At 73.7% G+C, this 15835-nt stretch carries 14 protein-coding genes; 13 read left to right on the forward strand and 1 reads right to left on the reverse strand.

The genetic code is table 11. From position 1 onward, the window contains the following. Positions 1–166: 166 nt before the first annotated feature. The 6 genes from ACFVVL_RS29445 (at position 167) to ftsH (ending at position 8823) form a co-directional block, all read left to right on the forward strand. Positions 167–1603 (forward strand): ammonium transporter, encoded by a 1437-nt coding sequence (locus ACFVVL_RS29445; RefSeq protein WP_387680542.1) that lies wholly within the window; start codon positions 167–169, stop codon positions 1601–1603. Continuing rightward, positions 1600–1938: a P-II family nitrogen regulator gene (locus ACFVVL_RS29450; RefSeq protein WP_380285260.1), complete on the forward strand. Its 339-nt coding sequence runs from the start codon at positions 1600–1602 to the stop codon at positions 1936–1938. The genes ACFVVL_RS29445 and ACFVVL_RS29450 overlap by 4 nt, the downstream gene beginning before the upstream one ends. Before the next feature lie 12 nt (positions 1939–1950). Next, a complete protein-coding gene (locus tag ACFVVL_RS29455; protein ID WP_387680545.1) occupies positions 1951–4404 on the forward strand; it encodes a [protein-PII] uridylyltransferase in 2454 nt (817 codons plus the stop codon). A gap of 227 nt (positions 4405–4631) precedes the next feature. Further along, entirely contained in the window at positions 4632–6191 is a 1560-nt protein-coding gene (ffh, locus tag ACFVVL_RS29460) for a signal recognition particle protein (RefSeq protein WP_380289950.1), read from the forward strand. A 115-nt stretch (positions 6192–6306) separates the two neighbouring features. Then, complete coding sequence (locus tag ACFVVL_RS29465) at positions 6307–6846, forward strand: GNAT family N-acetyltransferase (RefSeq protein WP_380289932.1); 540 nt, start codon at positions 6307–6309, stop codon at positions 6844–6846. Positions 6847–6903: 57 nt separating this feature from the next. Further along, a complete protein-coding gene (ftsH, locus tag ACFVVL_RS29470) occupies positions 6904–8823 on the forward strand; it encodes an ATP-dependent zinc metalloprotease FtsH (protein ID WP_380289930.1) in 1920 nt (639 codons plus the stop codon). Positions 8824–9005: 182 nt separating this feature from the next. Here ftsH and ACFVVL_RS29475 read toward each other — a convergent pair whose 3' ends face one another. Further along, a complete protein-coding gene (locus ACFVVL_RS29475) occupies positions 9006–9806 on the reverse strand; it encodes an SAM-dependent methyltransferase (protein WP_387680549.1) in 801 nt (266 codons plus the stop codon). A gap of 199 nt (positions 9807–10005) precedes the next feature. Here ACFVVL_RS29475 and proS point away from each other — a divergent pair, with 199 nt between their 5' ends. The 7 genes from proS to rplS all read left to right on the forward strand — a co-directional run bounded on the left by proS (position 10006) and on the right by rplS (position 15760). Continuing rightward, a complete protein-coding gene (gene proS, locus ACFVVL_RS29480) occupies positions 10006–11418 on the forward strand; it encodes a proline--tRNA ligase (protein WP_380289926.1) in 1413 nt (470 codons plus the stop codon). A gap of 449 nt (positions 11419–11867) precedes the next feature. Further along, positions 11868–12446: a hypothetical protein gene (locus ACFVVL_RS29485; protein WP_030306744.1), complete on the forward strand. Its 579-nt coding sequence runs from the start codon at positions 11868–11870 to the stop codon at positions 12444–12446. 419 nt (positions 12447–12865) lie between these two features. Continuing rightward, positions 12866–13294, forward strand: coding sequence for a 30S ribosomal protein S16 (rpsP, locus tag ACFVVL_RS29490; protein WP_344337896.1), 429 nt, complete (start codon positions 12866–12868; stop codon positions 13292–13294). Positions 13295–13296: 2 nt separating this feature from the next. Then, positions 13297–13536 carry an RNA-binding protein gene (locus tag ACFVVL_RS29495; RefSeq protein ID WP_030056773.1) on the forward strand — a complete coding sequence of 80 codons (240 nt, stop codon included), beginning with the start codon at positions 13297–13299 and terminating at the stop codon, positions 13534–13536. Positions 13537–13702: 166 nt separating this feature from the next. Then, entirely contained in the window at positions 13703–14293 is a 591-nt protein-coding gene (gene rimM, locus ACFVVL_RS29500) for a ribosome maturation factor RimM (protein WP_387680553.1), read from the forward strand. A 143-nt stretch (positions 14294–14436) separates the two neighbouring features. Then, on the forward strand, positions 14437–15255 hold the full coding sequence (gene trmD / locus ACFVVL_RS29505; RefSeq protein ID WP_387680556.1) for a tRNA (guanosine(37)-N1)-methyltransferase TrmD: 819 nt from the start codon (positions 14437–14439) through the stop codon (positions 15253–15255). 154 nt (positions 15256–15409) lie between these two features. Then, on the forward strand, positions 15410–15760 hold the full coding sequence (gene rplS, locus ACFVVL_RS29510) for a 50S ribosomal protein L19 (protein WP_030306736.1): 351 nt from the start codon (positions 15410–15412) through the stop codon (positions 15758–15760). Positions 15761–15835 lie beyond the last annotated feature (75 nt).

The raw sequence follows: 15835 nt of genomic DNA on the forward strand, positions 1-15835 counted from the left end.
CCGCGTTCACGCGGGCGTAACCCCGCGGTCGCCCTCGTCACGGCGGTGAAACACCCGGCCGCATCGGCCGAAACCAGCCTTCGGCACGCTCCTGCTCAACGCCGACGCCCCGGGTCACGGGACAGGGACCCGGGTCGGATCGGCTTCCAGTCAGGAGGAGACGCCGATGCCGGACGGATTCAGCGCGGGTGACACCGCCTTCGTACTCATCTGTGCGGCCCTGGTCATGGTGATGACCCCGGGGCTGGCCTTCTTCTACGGGGGGATGGTCCGGGCCAAGAGCATCCTGAACATGCTGGCGATGAGCTTCCTGTCGCTGGGCATCGTCAGCGTGCTGTGGGTCCTCTACGGCTACTCGCTCAGCTTCGGTCCCGACGCGGGCGCCGGGCTGATCGGCAACCTGGACTTCCTCGGGATGCGCGGCGTCGGCGTGGCCGACCTCACCGGGACGATCCCGGTGACGGCGTTCTCCGCCTTCCAGCTGATGTTCGCGGTCATCACCCCGGCGCTGATCAGCGGCGCGATCGCGGACCGCGCGAAGTTCGCGGCCTGGGGCCTGTTCGTGGCGCTCTGGGTGACCGTGGTGTACTTCCCGGTCGCCCACTGGGTGTTCTTCTTCGACGGCGGGCACGGCGGCTGGCTCGGCGACCGCAGCGGGGTGATCGACTTCGCCGGCGGGACGGCCGTCCACATCAACGCCGGGGTCGCGGGCCTGGCGCTCTGCCTGGTGCTCGGCAAGCGGATCGGCTTCCGCAAGGATCCGATGCGCCCGCACTCGCTGCCGCTGGTGATGCTCGGCTCCGGGCTGCTCTGGTTCGGCTGGTTCGGCTTCAACGCCGGCTCGGCGCTGGCCGCCAACGGCGTGGCGGCGACGGCCCTGCTCAACACCCAGGTCGCCACCGGTGCCGCGCTGGTCGGCTGGCTGCTCTACGAGAAGCTGCGGCACGGCGCGTTCACCACGCTGGGCGCCGCCTCCGGCGCGGTGGCGGGCCTGGTGGCGATCACCCCGGCCTGCGGCTCGGTCTCCCCGCTCGGCGCGGTGGCGATCGGCCTGGTCGCCGGTGCCGCCTGTTCGGCCGCGATCGGCCTCAAGTACCGCTGGGGCTTCGACGACTCGCTCGACGTGGTCGGCGTGCACGCCCTCGGCGGGGCGATCGGCTCGCTGCTGGTCGGCCTGTTCGCCACCGGGACGGTCGGCCAGAGCGCCAAGGGGCTGTTCTACGGCGGCGGGGCGGCGCAGCTGGGCAAGCAGGCGATGGGCGTGGCGGTGGTCGGCGCCTACTCCTTCGTGCTCTCCTGGCTGCTGGCCAAGGCGGTCGACCGGGTGATCGGGTTCCGGGTCGCCGAGGAGGTCGAGCTGGCCGGTATCGACCAGGCCGAGCACGCCGAGTCCGCGTACGACTTCGGCGCGCTGGGGTCGGGCCTCGGCCGCACGGCCGCCCCGGCCGCGGTGCCGGTCGCCGCGGCGGCCGCGACCGCACCCGCCCCTGCGACCGCGACCGGCTCTGCGACCGCGACCGCAGCCAGGACCGCGACCGCGGCCCCAGCCGCAGCCGCAGCCGCACCCGACAGCATCGAGAAGACCGAGGTGGACGCCCGATGAAGCTCATCACCGCCGTCATCAAGCCCTACCGCCTGGACGAGGTGAAGGCCGCCCTGCAGGCCTTCGGCGTGCACGGCCTGACCGTCTCCGAGGCCAGCGGCTACGGCCGCCAGCGCGGTCACACCGAGGTCTACCGGGGCGCGGAGTACACCGTTGACCTGGTGCCCAAGGTCAGAGTCGAGGTCCTGGTCGAGGACGAGGACGCCGAGCCGCTGATCGACGTCCTGGTCAACGCGGCCCGGACCGGCAAGATCGGCGACGGCAAGGTGTGGGCGGTCCCGGTCGAGACGGCCGTCCGGGTCCGCACCGGCGAACGCGGCCCCGACGCCCTCTGAGGGTCCGACCGGATGGCCACCGCCCCCGACGCCGCCCCGGGCCCCGGTCCCGACGGCCACGCCGCCGACCGGGCCCGGCTGCTCGCCGCTCCCGGCCCCGGCGGCCGGGAGCGGCGCACCGCCCTGTCCGCGCTCACCGACGACTGGCTGGCCGGCCTGTTCGCGGCGGCCGGCGCCCCCGCCGGGGCCGCCGTGGTCGCGGTCGGCGGCTACGGGCGCGGCGAGCTCTCCCCGCGCAGCGACCTCGACGTCCTGCTGCTGCACGAGGGCCGGCTGGACGCCACCCTGCCCGAGCGCCTCTGGTACCCGGTGTGGGACTCCGGGGTCCCGCTCGACCACGCGGTCCGCACCCCGGCCGAGGCCCGGTCGGTGGCCGCCGCCGACCTGAAGGCGCAGCTCGGCCTGCTGGACGCCCGGCACGTGGCCGGCGACCCGGCGCTCACCGCCGCGCTGCGCTCCGCCGTCCTCGCCGACTGGCGGGCGGGCGCCGCGCGCCGGCTGCCCGAGCTGCGCGAGCTGGGCCGGGAGCGGGCCGAGCGGCACGGCGAGCTGTCCTTCCTGCTGGAGCCCGACCTCAAGGAGGCCCGCGGCGGACTGCGGGACGTCGTCGCGCTGCGCGCGGTCGCCGCGAGCTGGCTGGCCGACGCACCCCGGGAGGGGCTGGACGCCGCCGCGCTCCGGCTGGCGGACGTCCGCGACGCCGTCCACCTGGTGACCGGCCGGGCCACCGAGCGGCTCGCGCTGCAGGACCAGGACCAGGTCGCCGCGCGGCTGGGCGTGCCGGACGCCGACGCCCTGCTGCGCCGGGTCTACGAGGCGGCGCGGACCGTCGCCTACGCCTCCGACGTCGCCTGGCGGTCGGTGGAGCGGGTGCTGGCCGCCCGCTCGGGCCGGGGCCGGCGCCCGCCCCGGCGCGTCCCGTTCCCCCCGTTCACCGCCGCCGGGCGCGGCGCGGTGGCCCGGGGCGCGGTGGAGCGCCGGCCGCTCGCCGAGGGCGTGGTCGAGCAGGACGGCGAGGCGGTGCTCGCGCTGGGCGCCCGCCCGGCCGCGGATCCGGTGCTGCCGCTGCGCGCCGCGGCCGCCGCCGCGCAGAACGGCCTGCCCCTCGCGTACGCGACGGTGCGCCGGCTGGCGGCGGAGTGCCGGCCGCTGCCGGTGCCCTGGCCGGACGAGGCGCGCGAGCAGCTGGTCACCCTGCTCGGCGCGGGCGAGGCCTGCCTGCCGGTCTGGGAGGCGCTGGAGGCGCAGGGGCTGGTCACCCGGCTGCTGCCGGACTGGGAGTGGGTGCGCTGCCGGCCCCAGCGCAACGCGGTGCACCGCTGGACGGTGGACCGGCACCTGGTGGAGACCGCGGTGCGGGCCGCCGCGATGACCCGCCGGGTGGCGCGGCCGGACCTCCTGCTGGTCGCCGCCCTGCTGCACGACCTCGGCAAGGGGCGGCCGGGCGACCACAGCGAGGCGGGCGAGGCGCTCGTCCGGGGTCTGGCCGCCCGGATGGGCTTCGATCCGGAGTCGGTGGAGACCCTGGCGGTGCTGGTGCGCCACCACCTGACCCTGGTGGAGACCGCGACCCGGCGGGACCCGGACGACCCGGCCACCGTGGAGGCCGTCACCGGGGCGGTCGGCACGGCGGCGCGCCTGGAGCTGCTGCGGGCGCTGACCGAGGCGGACGCGCTGGCCACCGGTCCGGCCGCGTGGAGCGCCTGGCGGGCCTCGCTGGTGGACGGCCTGACCGCCCGGGCCGCCGCCCGGCTGAGCGGGGCGGGCGGCGGGTGGCCCGGTCCGGTCGAGGCCGGGCCGACGGCCGAGCAGGAACGGCTGGCGGTGGAGGCGGCCAGGACCGGCGGACCGGCGCTGTCGCTGGCGGCCGCCGCGCCCCGGGCCGACGGCGACGGGGCCGGGCCGATGGGCGCGCGGCTGCTGCTGGCCGTCCCGGACCGGCCGGGCCTGCTGGGCACCGTCGCCGGGGTGCTGGCCCTGCACCGGCTGGCGGTCCGCTCGGCGCACCTGCGCGAGCTGGACCCGGTCGGCGCCGGGCCGGTGCTGGTGCTCTCCTGGCGGGTGGCCGCGGCGTTCGGGGAGCTGCCGGAGGCGGCCCGGCTCCGGGCGGACCTGCGCCGGGCGCTGGACGGCTCGCTGGACGTCGCCCGCCGGCTGGCCGAGCGGGACGCCGCGGCGCCGCGCCGGCGCGGGGTCCCCGCCCCGCCGCCGGTGGTCGCGGTGGCGCCGCCGGTGGCCTCGGCGAGCGCGACGGTGCTGGAGGTGCGCGCGCACGACGCCCCCGGGCTGCTGCACCGGATCGGCCGGGCGCTGGACGGCGCGGGGGTGCGGGTGCGGACCGCGCACGTCTCGACGCTCGGCGCGGACGCCGTGGACGCCTTCTACCTGACCGACGGGGCGGGCCGTCCGCTCGGTGCGCGGCGGGCCGGGGAGGTGGCGGCGGCGGTCCGGGCGGCGCTGGGCTGAGGCCGTCGGCCGAGGCGTCCGCCGGGCCGTCCGGCGAGGCGCCCTCCGGGCTGCCGCGGGGCTGCCCGGAAGGCCGCCCGCAGGGCCGTCCCGGGGCCGTCGCGGGGCCGTTCCCGGAACCCGTCGAGGTCCGGTCGAACCCGGGTGGAGACCGTCCCCGGGGCGGCCGGATACCCTTGGGGGCGACGACCGTACTCACACCGATGCCGCAGAGGACCCGCGACGACGTGTTCGACACCCTTTCCGATCGCCTCGCAGCGACGTTCAAGAACCTCCGGGGCAAGGGCCGCCTGAGCGAGGCGGACATCGACGCCACCGCCCGCGAGATCCGCATCGCGCTGTTGGAGGCGGACGTCGCGCTGCCGGTCGTCCGGGCCTTCATCAAGCAGGTGAAGGAGCGTGCGCTCGGCGCCGAGGTCTCCGGCGCGCTGAACCCGGCCCAGCAGATCATCAAGATCGTCAACGAGGAGCTCATCGCCATCCTCGGCGGCGAGACCCGACGGGTGCGGTTCGCCAAGAACGGCCCGACGGTGATCATGCTCGCCGGTCTGCAGGGTGCCGGTAAGACCACCCTCGCCGGCAAGCTCGGCCACTGGCTGAAGCAGCAGAAGCACACCCCGCTGCTGGTCGCCTGCGACCTCCAGCGCCCCAACGCCGTCAACCAGCTGCAGGTCGTCGCCGACCGCGCGGGCGTCGCGTTCTACGGGCCCCAGCCGGGCAACGGCGTCGGCGACCCGGTCCAGGTGGCCCGGGACTCGATCGAGTACGCCAAGCAGAAGCAGCACGACGTCGTCATCGTCGACACCGCCGGCCGCCTCGGCATCGACGCCGAGCTGATGCAGCAGGCCGCCGACATCCGGGCCGCCGTCGACCCGGACGAGGTCCTGTTCGTCGTCGACGCGATGATCGGCCAGGACGCGGTCACCACCGCGCAGGCCTTCCTCGAAGGCGTCGACTTCACCGGCGTGGTGCTCTCCAAGCTCGACGGCGACGCCCGCGGCGGTGCCGCCCTGTCGGTCGCGCACGTCACCGGCCGGCAGATCATGTTCGCCTCCAACGGCGAGAAGGTCGACGACTTCGACGCCTTCCACCCGGACCGGATGGCCTCGCGCATCCTGGGCATGGGTGACGTCCTCTCGCTGATCGAGAAGGCCGAGCAGACCTTCTCGCAGGCCGAGGCCGAGAAGATCGCCGCCAAGCTGCGCGGCGGCCCGAAGCAGTTCACCCTGGACGACTTCCTGTCCCAGCTGGAGCAGGTCCAGAAGATGGGCTCGATCTCCAAGCTGCTGGGCATGCTGCCGGGGATGGGCCAGATCCGCGAGCAGATCAACAACATCGACGACAAGGACGTCAACCGCGTCGGCGCGATCATCAAGTCGATGACCCCGACCGAGCGCGCCGAGCCGGAGCTGATCAACGGCTCGCGCCGGGCCCGCATCGCCAAGGGTTCGGGCGTCCAGGTCGGCGAGGTGAAGAACCTGGTCGAGCGGTTCTTCGAGGCCCGCAAGATGATGTCCGCGATGGCCTCCGGCAAGGGCGTGCCCGGGATGCCGGGCATCCCCGGCATGGGCGGCGGCGGCAAGAAGTCCGCCAAGAAGGCCCCGGTCGCCAAGGGCAAGCGCAAGAGCGGCAACCCGCTGAAGCGCGCGCAGGAGGAGGCCGCGGCCGCCGAGCGCCGCGCGCTCGGCCCCGGCCAGCCGCCCGCCGAGGGCGGCGCGTTCGGCCTCGGCGCGGGCAAGGGCCCGGCCGACTTCGAGCTGCCCAAGGAGTTCAAGGACCTGCTGTAGTCCGGTGCGCGCCGGTCCGGCGCGCACGGGGAGGCGCCATTGAACGGCCCTCCGCCCGGTTCCCCCGGGCGGAGGGCCGTTCGCCTGCCCGGTGGCCGTCCGCGATGATGGTCCGATGCGAGTGACGATCAGGGCCCCGAGGTCCGGGGACGAGGTGGCGTACGCCGAGGCGGTCCGGAGGTCCGTCGAGCACATCGGCCGGTGGAACCCGGTGGAGCCGGACGCGCTGGCGGACCTGATCTCGCGCCAGGGCCCCTCGCTGCGGACCTTCCTGATCCTCGACCGGGAGACCGGCGGGCTGGTCGGCAAGGTCAACGTGGCCAACATCGTGATGGGCCGGTTCTGCAACGGCGCGCTCGGCTACGACTCCTTCCTGCCGTTCGCCGGCACCGGGCGGATGACCGAGGGCATGCGGCTGGTGCTGGACCGCTGCTTCGCCCCGCGGTCGGAGGGCGGGCTCGGCCTGCACCGGCTGGAGATCAACGTCCAGCCGGACAACGACCGGTCGATCGCCCTGGCCAAGCGGCTCGGCTTCCGGCACGAGGGGTTCACCCCGCGGATGCTGTTCCTCCAGGGGGCCTGGCGGGACCACGAGCGGTTCGCGCTGACCGTCGAGGAGTGGCCGGGGTCGGCCGCCGTGGAGGAGCGGGGCTGACGGGCGGGGCGGCGTTGCGATTGGAGGAGCCGAGCTGATGTCCGTATTGTCCGATGGGTGACTGATCCCGTACCACCGCGCCAGACCCCCGACCAGCCGTGGCGGTCCGAGGGCGCCCCGCCCCCGCCGCCCCCGCGGCGCAAGATGCCCGGCGGCTGGACGGGCCTCATCCTCACCGCCCTCGTGGTGTTCCTGATCAGCGATGTGCTGCTGTCCTTCTTCGGCCCCGGCGGCGCGACCACGATCTCCTACACCGAGTTCAACACCCAGCTGAACAAGGGCAACATCACCAAGATCTACTCCAAGGGCGACTCGATCGAGGGCACCCTCAAGAACGCCGAGCCGAAACCGGACGGCGGCAAGGGGACCTACACCGAGTTCGAGACCCAGCGCCCGGTCTTCGCCGGGGACGACCTCTGGACCACCCTCCAGCAGCAGGGCGTCGAGGTCACCGCCGAACCGGTGGTCCAGCAGCGCAGCTTCCTCGCCAACCTGCTCATCTCGCTGGCCCCGATGCTGCTGCTGATCGTGATCTGGGTGCTGCTCGCCCGGCGGATGGCCGGCGGGCTCGGCGGCGGGGCGCTCGGCCGCAAGGCCCCGCCCAAGCCGGTCACCGCGGAGGCCGGCCGGCGCACCACCTTCGCCGACGTGGCCGGCATCGACGAGGTCGAGGCCGAGCTCACCGAGGTCGTCGACTTCCTGAAGAACCCGCAGCAGTACCGCCGGCTCGGCGCCAAGATGCCGCGCGGCGTCCTGCTCAGCGGCCCGCCCGGCACCGGGAAGACCCTGCTGGCCCGGGCCGTCGCCGGCGAGGCGGACGTGCCGTTCTTCTCCGCCTCCGCCTCCGAGTTCATCGAGATGATCGTCGGCGTCGGCGCCAGCCGGGTGCGCGAGCTGTTCGCCGAGGCCCGCAAGGTCGCCCCGGCGATCATCTTCATCGACGAGATCGACACCATCGGCCGCCAGCGCGGCAGCGGCGGCGGCATGGGCGGTCACGACGAGCGCGAGCAGACGCTCAACCAGATCCTCACCGAGATGGACGGCTTCACCGGCTCCGAGGGCGTCATCGTCATCGCCGCCACCAACCGGGCCGACGTGCTCGACCCGGCGCTGCTGCGCCCCGGCCGCTTCGACCGGCGGATCACCGTCAGCCCGCCGGACCGCGACGGCCGCGCGGCCATCCTGCGCATCCACTCCCGGGACGTCCCGCTGGCCGGCGACGCCGACCTGAACCGGCTCGCCAAGGTCACCCCCGGGATGACCGGCGCCGAGCTGGCCAACCTGGTCAACGAGGCCGCGCTGCTCGCGGTCAAGCGCCGCCAGGACGCGGTGAACGACCGGGACCTCTCGGACGCGCTGGAGAAGGTGCAGCTCGGCGCCGTCCGGCCGCTGGTGATGCCGCAGGCCGAACGGGAGCGGACCGCGTACCACGAGAGCGGCCACGCCCTGCTCGGCATGCTGCAGCCGGGCGCCGACCCGGTCCGCAAGATCACCATCGTGCCGCGCGGCCGCGCCCTCGGCGTCACCCTCTCCACCCCGGAGACCGACCGCTACTCCTACACCGAGCCCTACCTGCGCGGCCGGATCATCGGCGCGCTCGGCGGGATGGCCGCCGAGCAGGTGGTCTACGGGGTCATCACCACCGGCGCGGAGAGCGACCTGGAGCAGGTCACCAACATCGCCCGCGGCATGGCCGGGCGGTGGGGCATGAGCGAGCGGGTCGGCCGGCTCACCGCCGTCCCGTCCGACCCGCAGGGCGCCTACGGGCTCTCCGCGGCGCCGACCACGCTGGACGCGGTGGACGAGGAGGCCCGGCGGATCGTCGCGGAGTGCTACGAGGAGGCGGTGCGGCTGCTGACCGAGCAGCGGGCCCGGCTGGACGCGCTGGCGGCGGCGCTGCTGGAGGCGGAGACGCTGGACGAGGAGCAGGCCTACCGGGCGGCGGGGGTGCCCCGGAAGGCGCTCGACCAGGCCTGAGCACCCGTGAGCGGGGGGCTGGGGTGAGGGGGGGGCTGGGGTGAGGGGCGCGCGCCGTGCTGGTGCGCGCCCCTTCGTCGGTCCGCGCGTCGTACCGCGCGTCGTACCGCGCCGCTTCCGCGGACCGTCCGCCCCGCTGACCCCGGCAGGGCCCGCCGGGGCCCGCTGAACCCCGGCGGGGCTCAGCGGGGCCGTTCGGCGATCAGGTAGCGGAAGACGTTCGTCATCCGCACCGTGCCGTCCGGCCGCAGGTACGGCTGCAGCGCCTCCTCCAGCTCCTTCGCCACCAGCGCCGGCCCGGAGAACTCCTCCGCCGCGTCGTACAGGCCGGTGGAGAGCAGTCCGCGCACCGCGCTCGCCGGATCGGGGTAGGCGAACGGGCAGCCCACCCGGCCCCCGCCGGCCGGGCGCAGACCCGTCCCGGAGAGCAGGTCCTCCAGCGCGCCGGGCGGGCTCAGCTCGAACGGGTCGCGCGCCCGGCTGCGCCGGGCCATCCGCCGGGCGACGTCCAGCACGGCCGCGCTCTCGCAGCGCTCCCGGGGCCCCCAGGCGGCCAGCACCACGTGCCCGCCGGGCAGGACCAGCCGGCCCGCCGCGGCGACCGGGCGGCGCGGTTCGCCGCCCGGCGGGGGCTGCTCGAAAACGGTGACCAGCGAATAGGCCGAGCGGGCGACGTCCGCCCCCGTCCGGCGGTCCGCGTCGACCCGCAGCCGGCGCTCCCGGGCCAGGGCGCGCAGGTCGTCGTCGGGCTCCAGCCCGGCCACCTGCGCGCCCCGGCCGGCGGCCAGCAGCAGGGCGAGGCCGGAGCCGCAGCCCAGCCCCAGCACGCTCGTCGCCGGACCGACCTCCAGGCGGTCGTGGACGGCCTCGTAGAGCGGCACCAGCATCCGCTCCTGGATCTCCGCCCAGTCCCGGGCCCGGGCGGCGGGCCGCTCCGTGCCGGGGGGTACTGGGGTCGTGCCGGTCACCCGCGCTGAAGCCATCGCGGCCTCCCATCCGGTCCATCGGTGTGCTGCTCCGGCCCCCCTCGACGTCCCGCCCCCACTCCAGCGAACAGCGGCTCGGGCGCGGCGTCCAGAGGGGTGCGGGGTGGTGCGCGCGTGTCGGGGTCGTGCGCCCCCGGGCGGGTCGTCGCGGAGAACGGATTCGAAGTCGGGGGCTTGCTCCCCGTACGATTCGCCCATGGCTAAGGCACCCGTTCTCACCCCCCAGGCGGAAGACTTCCCGCGCTGGTACCAGGACCTCATCAACAAGGCCGAGCTGGCCGACAACGGTCCGGTGCGCGGCACCATGGTCATCCGACCGTACGGCTACGGTCTGTGGGAGCGGATGCAGCAGGAGATGGACGCCCGGATCAAGAAGGCCGGCGCCCAGAACGCCTACTTCCCGATGTTCATCCCGCAGTCCTACCTGACCAAGGAGGCGGAGCACGTCGAGGGCTTCGCCCCCGAGCTCGCGGTGGTCACCCACGGCGGCGGCAAGCAGCTGGACGAGCCGGTCGTGGTCCGGCCGACCTCCGAGACGATCATCAACGAGTACTTCTCGAAGTGGGTGCAGAGCCACCGCGACCTGCCCCTGCTGATCAACCAGTGGGCCAACGTGGTCCGCTGGGAGCTGCGCCCGCGCGTCTTCCTGCGCACCACCGAGTTCCTCTGGCAGGAGGGCCACACCGCCCACGCCACGTACGAGGACGCGCGTGACTACGCCTCGATGATCCACACCCAGGTCTACGGCGACTTCATGACCAACGTGCTCGGCATCGACGTCGTGCTCGGCCGCAAGACCGCCAAGGAGCGTTTCGCCGGCGCCATCAACACCCTCACGCTCGAAGGCATGATGGGCGACGGCAAGGCGCTGCAGATGGGCACCAGCCACGAGCTGGGCCAGAACTTCGCCAAGGCGTTCAACACCACCTACCAGCTGCAGGGCGCCGAGCGCGAGTACGTCTGGCAGACCTCCTGGGGCGTCTCGACCCGCATGGTCGGCGGCCTGATCATGTCCCACGGCGACGACAGCGGCCTGCGCGTCCCGCCGCGGCTGGCCGCCGTCCAGGCCGTCGTGCTCGCCATCAAGGGCGACGACGCGGTGATCGCCAAGGTCCGTGAGATCGGTGCCGCGCTGGAGGCCGCCGGCGTCCGCGTGGTCGTCGACGACCGCACGGACACCCCGTTCGGCCGCCGGGCCGTCGACTGGGAGCTCAAGGGCGTGCCGGTGCGGATCGAGGTCGGCCCGCGCGACCTGGAGAACGGCACCGCGATGCTGGCGCGCCGGATCCCGGGCGGCAAGGAGCCGGTCTCGATCGACTCCCTGGCGGCCACCCTCCCGGGCATCCTGGAGGAGGACCAGGCCCTGCTGCTCCGTCAGTCGCGCGAGCGCCGCGAGGCCCGCACGGTCGACGTGAAGACCATCGACGAGGCCGCCGAGGCCGCCGCCACCGGCTGGGGCCGGATCTCCTGGGCCGAGCTGGGCCCGGAGGGCGAGGCCAAGCTGGCCGAGCAGGGCGTCTCGGTGCGCTGCATCGTGGCCGCCGACGGTTCGGTGCCGCAGACGGACGACCAGGAGGGCAACGTCGCGCTCGTCGCGCGTGCCTACTGACCGTTCGGTCGTTCTCCGGATAGTGGACGATCACGAAGGATGTCACCGGAAAACGATGTCCGGGGCCGCGTTCTGACGCTTGTTGTCCTGTCCGGCGGGAAATTCGGACGTCCGATGACCGGCGTTGTTCCGCGCATGTCTCACATGCCGACATCCCTACTGGCCGGTCAACTGCCGGTATTAACGGAATAGCGGTACGGTGTACGGCCCGTGGCCCTGTCAACTCGACAGGTCCACGGGCCGTACGTCCTGGGGGCGACAGCCCGCTCCCGGATGGAAATGACGAGGCGCCCGCCGAGCCGGCGGGCCCAAACCTGCAGGGGGTTGGTCTTGCGTCAGATCCGGAACGCGCATTTCGCGCGTGGTCACACATTCCTGAGAGTTTCCTGGGAATTCCCGGGGATCTCGAACACGCGGAACATCGGCTGCTACTCCATCGTTGGTCTAGCGTGAGCACGACACAGCCCCTCGTTCTCGCGGCCGAACTGGCCGCCGCCTGGAGTGACATCCAGGCCTACCACCAGGACCTCCCCGACCTCGCCTCGCCCGAGGCGCTGATCGGCGAGTCCTCCTCGGCCTGTGGCACCCGGCTCGGTTTCGAGCGGCTCCTCCACGAGGCTGCCCATGGTCTGGCCGCGGCCCGGGACATCCGGGACACCTCGCGGGCCGGCCGCTACCACAACCGGCGCTTCCTGCTCCTGGCCTCCGAGCTGGGCCTGGCGCACCCGGTCGAGCCGCACGCCAGTAGCGGCTTCTCCCAGGTGACCATGCTCAAGGAGACCCGCGAGCGGTACGCCGAGACCATCGAGCGCCTGGACCGCGCCCTCGGCGCGCACCAGGAGGCGGTGGCCGGTGAAGGGGCCTCGCGCGCCTTCCGCGGTCCGGCCGCCCGGCACGGCTCCTCCGGGGGCGGCGTCCGGGTCAAGGCGGTCTGCGGGTGCGGGCGCAACGTCCGGGTCGTTCCGTCGGTGCTCGCCCAGGCGTCCATCGTCTGCGGTGCGTGCCAGCAGCCGTTCAAGATCGCGTAGCTCGGCTCGCGACCCGTCGCACGACTCGGGGAGCCTCACGGCTCGGGGAACCGAGGGGAACCGGCGGGCGGCTGTGCGGGCAGTGGCCCGGCCGGAGCGATCGGTCAACGGTCGACGCACACCGATCCAGGCGGCATCGATCCAGGCACCACTGATCCACCCGATCCACTGATCCACCGATGATTCGCCAGTGAGGTGCACCGCGCAGGTGCGCATGTTGGGCTGACCGGGAGCGGGGGCTCCCGGTCGACCTGTTTTCGGGGGTGGGCGCCCGTGTGGCAGAATGGACCGCTGAGTACTCGGCAGCCGGGCAGGACCCCTCTCTCCTTCGGCTGGCGTGTCCCTTGAACGGCCCACCGCGCAACCCCACGCGAGGGCGGGGCCGCTCACCCACGTCAACTCCAGGAGATTCCACTCCCGTGGCAGTCAAGATCAAGCTGAAGCGTCTCGGCAAGATTCGCTCCCCGCACTACCGCATCATCGTCGCCGACGCCCGCACCAAGCGTGACGGTCGCGCGATCGAGGAGATCGGCATCTACCAGCCGACCTACAACCCCTCGAAGATCGAGGTCGACGGCGACCGCGCCCAGTACTGGCTGTCCGTCGGCGCCCAGCCGACCGAGCCGGTGCTCGCCATCCTCAAGCTGACCGGCGACTGGCAGAAGTTCAAGGGCCTGCCGGCTCCGGAGCCGCTGAAGGTCGCCGAGCCGAAGGTCGAGGACTTCTCGCACCTGTTCGCCAAGGCCGTCGCCGGCTTCGAGGACGCCACCACCGGTGTCGCCATCACCCCGAAGGCCAAGAAGTCGGACAAGGCCGAGGCCGAGGCCGACGCCGCTGCCGAGGCCTGAGCGTGATCGAGGACGCCCTCGACCACCTGGTGAAGGGCATCGTCGAGCACCCCGACGAGGTGCAGGTGCGCTCGCGCAACCTGCGCCGGGGCAACACCATCGAGGTGCGGGTGCACCCCGATGACCTCGGCAAGGTGATCGGCCGGGGTGGCCGCACGGCGCGCGCCCTGCGCACCGTGGTCGGCGCCCTCGGCGGTCGCAACGTCCGGGTCGACCTCGTCGACGTGGACAACATTCGCTGACCGGGCTGCTCGTTCAGCCGTCAGGGTTTTCGAGGCCGGCCGGGACGCATGTCGTCCCGGCCGGCCTTCGCCGTTCTCGCCGGCGCCCTCGCATCCCGCAGCAGTTCCGCAGCGTTTCCGCAGCACTCCAGAGCACCCGCAGCACTCATCCAGGAGAACGATCACCGTGCAGCTCGTCGTCGGCAAGATCGGCCGCGCCCACGGCATCAGGGGGGACGTCAGCGTCGAGGTCCGCACCGACGAGCCGGAGCTCCGGCTCGGACCCGGCGCCGTCCTGCTGACCGACCCGGCCTCGGCCGGTCCGCTGACCGTCGAGTCCGGCAAGGTGCACAGCGGGCGGCTGCTGCTGCGGTTCGCCGGCGTCAAGGACCGCAACGGCGCCGAGGCGCTGCGCGGCACGATCCTGATCGCCGAGGTCGACCCGGAGGAGAGCCCGGAGGACCCGGAGGAGTACTACGACCACCAGCTGATCGGGCTGGACGTGGTGCTGCTCGACGGCACCCCGGTGGGCGAGCTCACCGAGGTGGTCCACCTGCCCTACCAGGACCTGCTGACCGTAAAGAAGGCGGACGGCACGGAGGTGCTGGTGCCCTTCGTCGCCAAGATCGTGCCGACCATCGACCTGGAGAACCAGCGCGCCGTCATCGACCCGCCGGGCGGGCTGATCGACCCGGAGCGCGCCGTGGTCGCGGGCGCCGCGGAGGCGGAGACGGCGGAGACGGCGGGCGGGGCCGAGGGCTCGGAGGAGTCGCGGTGAGCTCCGGGGAGAGCGTGGAGACGCCGGCCGCGCCGGAGGGCCCGGAGGCTGCTGGGGCTCCTAAGGCCTCGGAGGTCTTGGAGGTCTCGGAGGTCTCCGAGGTCACTGAGGCGCCGGAGGCTCGGGAGGCCGAGCGGCACGGGATGCGGATCGACGTCGTGTCGATCTTTCCCGAGTACCTGGAGCCGCTGAACATCTCGCTGGTCGGCAAGGCCCGCGCCCGCGGCCAGCTCGACGTGCACGTCCACGACCTGCGCGGCTGGACGTACGACGTGCACCGGACCGTCGACGACAGCCCGTACGGCGGCGGCCCGGGCATGGTGATGAAGCCCGAGCCCTGGGGCGAGGCGCTCGACGCGGTGCTCGCCCGCGGTCCGGAGGGGGAGCTGCCGACCCTGGTGGTGCCCACCCCCAGCGGCCGGCCGTTCACCCAGGAGCTCGCGCAGGAGCTGGCCGGCCGGTCGTGGCTGGCGTTCACCCCGGCCCGGTACGAGGGCATCGACCGGCGGGTGATCGAGGAGGCGGCCACCCGGATGCCGGTGGTCGAGGTGTCGATCGGTGACTACGTGCTGGCCGGCGGCGAGGTCGCGGTGCTGGTCATGGTCGAGGCGATCGCCCGGCTGCTGCCCGGGGTGCTCGGCAACGCCGAGTCCCACCGGGACGACTCCTTCGCGCCCGGTGCGATGGCCGACCTGCTGGAGGGCCCGGTCTACACCAAGCCCGCCGAGTGGCGCGGTCGTACGGTGCCGGACGTCCTGCTGAGCGGGAACCACGGCAGGATCGCCCGCTGGCGCCGCGAGCAGGCCTTCGCCCGCACCCTGGCCAACCGGCCGGACCTGGTGGCCCGCTGGCGGCACGCGGACTTCGACAAGAAGGACCGCGCGGCGCTCGGCGTGCTCGGCCTCGCCTGGGACGAGGAGCTCGGCCGATTTCGGTCCGCGGCCGGTGGTGTGGAAGAATAGGCCGCTGCTGTCTGTCGCTGGGCTCCTCCCGTAGGGGTCACGTGGTTCGGCGCCCCCGCCACGGGGGGATCGCCGGTAGCCGGTGCGGCCCGCAGCAGACCCCATTTCTGACGACTTCCGTGGGCGGCCCGTGGCGCCTGCGATGGAGAGCAACATGAGCAACAAGCTCGCTGCTGTCGACGCGGCTTCGCTGCGTAGCGACATCCCGGCCTTCCGCGCCGGTGACACCCTGAAGGTGCACGTCCGGGTCATCGAGGGCAACCGCTCCCGTGTCCAGGTCTTCCAGGGCGTCGTCATCCGCCGTCACGGCGCCGGCATCGGTGAGACCTTCACCGTTCGCAAGGTCAGCTTCAACGTCGGTGTCGAGCGCACCTTCCCGGTGCACACCCCGGTCGTCGAGAAGATCGAGGTCGTGACCCGCGGTGCGGTCCGCCGCGCCAAGCTGTACTACCTGCGTGACCTCCGCGGCAAGGCCGCGAAGATCAAGGAGAAGCGCGACCGCTGATCCACCGGCCCCCGGCACTGCCGGGGGATCGGATCGCTCTGGGGGGCCGGGCTGCCGCACGGTAAGCTCAGCCCC

Origin of the sequence: Kitasatospora sp. NPDC058115, from assembly GCF_042884635.1 — a bacterium.
Taxonomy (GTDB): Bacteria; Actinomycetota; Actinomycetes; order Streptomycetales; family Streptomycetaceae; genus Kitasatospora.

Excerpts from the sequence above, each read along its gene's own strand:
- ACFVVL_RS29445 (WP_387680542.1), top strand. The coding sequence starts at position 167 with ATGCCGGACGGATTCAGCGCGGGTGACACCGCCTTCGTACTCATCTGT.
- ACFVVL_RS29450 (WP_380285260.1), top strand. The coding sequence starts at position 1,600 with ATGAAGCTCATCACCGCCGTCATCAAGCCCTACCGCCTGGACGAGGTG.
- ACFVVL_RS29455 (WP_387680545.1), top strand. The coding sequence starts at position 1,951 with ATGGCCACCGCCCCCGACGCCGCCCCGGGCCCCGGTCCCGACGGCCAC.
- ACFVVL_RS29465 (WP_380289932.1), top strand. The coding sequence starts at position 6,307 with ATGCGAGTGACGATCAGGGCCCCGAGGTCCGGGGACGAGGTGGCGTAC.
- ACFVVL_RS29475 (WP_387680549.1), bottom strand. The coding sequence starts at position 9,806 with ATGGCTTCAGCGCGGGTGACCGGCACGACCCCAGTACCCCCCGGCACG.
- proS (WP_380289926.1), top strand. The coding sequence starts at position 10,006 with ATGGCTAAGGCACCCGTTCTCACCCCCCAGGCGGAAGACTTCCCGCGC.
- trmD (WP_387680556.1), top strand. The coding sequence starts at position 14,437 with ATGCGGATCGACGTCGTGTCGATCTTTCCCGAGTACCTGGAGCCGCTG.
- rplS (WP_030306736.1), top strand. The coding sequence starts at position 15,410 with ATGAGCAACAAGCTCGCTGCTGTCGACGCGGCTTCGCTGCGTAGCGAC.